Genomic DNA, 2,724 nt, shown 5'->3' with positions numbered 1-2,724 from the left:
TAAAATTAAACCTCATATTAAAGAAAGTAAATTCAAGTATGCTTTTCTTGGAATTATAATTTTTATAAGTTTAGTGTTCTTAATTAAAATTTGTACTAAAAAATTTGTTTTGTATTCTAACAACTATACTTATATTAAAAATGAGAGGCTTATATTTTTAGATAATGATGCATTTCATTTTTTATTGAGATCTGGAAAGAATAGATTGCTTTCCAATAAAATATTAGAAGCTTATTATGAATTTAATTTGGCTTATAGTATAAGACCAAATGATAAAGAGTTAAATCGGTTAATGATTGAAACTCTTAGTATTCTTTGTGTTAGAGAAGATAAATATTGTGATAAATTGGATGTTTTTTTGAATGTCGATTAATAAATAAACTTTATTATTAAAATATTAAACACTCTTTAATTGTTAATTTTAAATTTCTTCCAAATTTTATAAACTTATTTTCGTTCCTTTATGCTTGACAAACACTAAATTATGAAACATACTATTTACGCTTTTTTAACTTTAACGATTATGATTTCTTCTTGTAAATCAAATGAAACTGAAAGACCACATATGTCTCTCGAATCTCCAGTTGCTAAAAAAATTCCTAAAGAGTTAATCACTCATGGTGATATCCGTATCGATAATTATTTTTGGATGCGTTTAAGCGACGAACAAAAGAATGCTGAAACACCAGACGAGCAAACGCAAGATGTACTAGATTACTTAAATGCAGAAAACGATTATTTGGGTAAAGCCATGGCGCATACTACAAATCTTCAAGATAAATTGTATGACGAAATTGTAGGGCGTATAAAAAAAGACGATCAATCTGTTCCAGTAAACAATAACGGTTATTCGTATTATACACGTTTTGAAGAAGGTGGTGATTATGCTTTGTATTGCAGAAAAAAGCTAGAAGAAGGCGCAAAAGAAGAAATCATGCTCAACGGACCAGAAATGGCAAAAGATTATTCTTATTATGGTTTTGGCGGACGTTCGGTAAGTCCAGATAATAAAATGCTAGCTTTTGGCATCGACACTATTTCTAGACGCCAATACACCATTTATTTTAAGAATTTAGAAACTGGAGAGTTATTAAAAGACAAACTTAGTAATACGGGTGGTACTGCTACTTGGGCAAATGATGGACAAACTATTTTCTATACTACAAAAGATCCTCAAACCTTACGTCAAAACAAAATTTTAAAACATGTTATTGGCACTAATCAATCTGAAGACGCTGTGGTTTACGAAGAAAAAGATGACACGTTTAGATGTGGTGTTGGTAAAACAAAATCTGAGGCTTATTTGTTTATAGGGAGTTTTCAAACCTTATCTACAGAATTTAGAGTTTTAGATGCCAATACTCCACATGGTGAATGGAAAGTTATTCAGCCAAGAGAAAAAAATTTAGAATATACCATCGATCATTTTGAAGACCATTTTTATATAAGAACTAATAAGGATGCTAAAAATTTTAAATTGGTTAAAACACCAGTAAATAAAACAGAAAAAGAGCACTGGGTAGATGTAATTCCACACAGAGATAATATATATTTTCAAGGTATGGACTTGTTTAAAAACTATTTAGTTGCTGAAGAACGAAAAGAGGGGTTGCGAACTATAAGAGTTATGAAATGGGATGGAACAGACGATCATTACATTCAATTTAACGACCCAGCATATTTTGCTGCAACAACCTCTAATTTAGATTTTGATACGGATGTTTTACGCTACACATACAGTTCTTTAACCACACCAAATAGTACTTATGAGTACAATATGTATGAGAAGAAACAATTACTTTTAAAGCAAACAGAAGTTATCGATCCTGCTTTTGCAATAGATAATTATACATCAGAGCGATTATTTGCAACGGCCACCGATGGTACTAAAATTCCTGTATCATTAATTTATAAAAAAGGTATTGAAAAAAATGGTAAAAACCCGTTGTTACTTTATTCTTATGGCTCTTACGGAAGCAGTACCGAACCAACTTTTAGTTCTACACGCTTAAGCTTATTAGATAGAGGCTTTATTTATGCGATTGCTCATATTCGTGGCGGACAAGAAATGGGAAGAGATTGGTATGAAAACGGAAAACTATTAAAAAAGAAAAATACATTTACAGATTTTGTTGATGTTGGTAAGTATTTGCTCGAAGAAAAATATACAAATAACAATCATTTATATGCTTACGGAGGGTCTGCCGGTGGTTTATTAATGGGAGCTGTTTTAAATATGAAACCAGACATGTGGAATGGTGTTATAGCAGCAGTCCCTTTTGTTGATGTAGTTTCAACGATGCTAGACGAAACTATTCCATTAACTACTTTTGAATTCGATGAATGGGGAAATCCGAAGAATAAAGAATATTATGATTATATGAAATCGTATTCTCCATACGATAATGTGGAAGCCAAAGATTATCCAAATATTTTAATTACAACAGGATATTGGGATAGTCAAGTGCAATATTGGGAACCAGCAAAATGGATTGCTAAATTACGTGAACTAAAAACCGATGATAACTTATTATTAATGGATTGTAATATGGAAACAGGTCATGGTGGTGCATCTGGGCGTTTTGAACGTTATAAAATATTGGCATTAACCTATGCTTTTATGTTTGATTTAGAAGGTATTACGGAATAGGTAATAGTATATGATAACTAATTCTGACCTGTCAGGCTTAAAAACCTAACAGGTCTTTTTTTTAAGAAACTGCC

General features: G+C 31.1%; 2 protein-coding genes. Both read left to right on the top strand.

The annotated features are described in order from the left end of the window. Positions 1–373 (top strand): hypothetical protein (locus AADI82_RS14765; protein ID WP_341217178.1); only part of this gene is annotated, 373 nt, incomplete at its 5' end. A gap of 111 nt (positions 374–484) precedes the next feature. Continuing rightward, positions 485–2,650, top strand: coding sequence for a S9 family peptidase (locus AADI82_RS14760; protein ID WP_341217177.1), 2,166 nt, complete (start codon positions 485–487; stop codon positions 2,648–2,650). Positions 2,651–2,724: the final 74 nt, after the last annotated feature.

Source organism: uncultured Wocania sp. (assembly GCF_964021735.1).
GTDB lineage: Bacteria > Bacteroidota > Bacteroidia > Flavobacteriales > Flavobacteriaceae > Wocania_A.
This window is presented reverse-complemented; position numbering and strand designations above follow the sequence as displayed.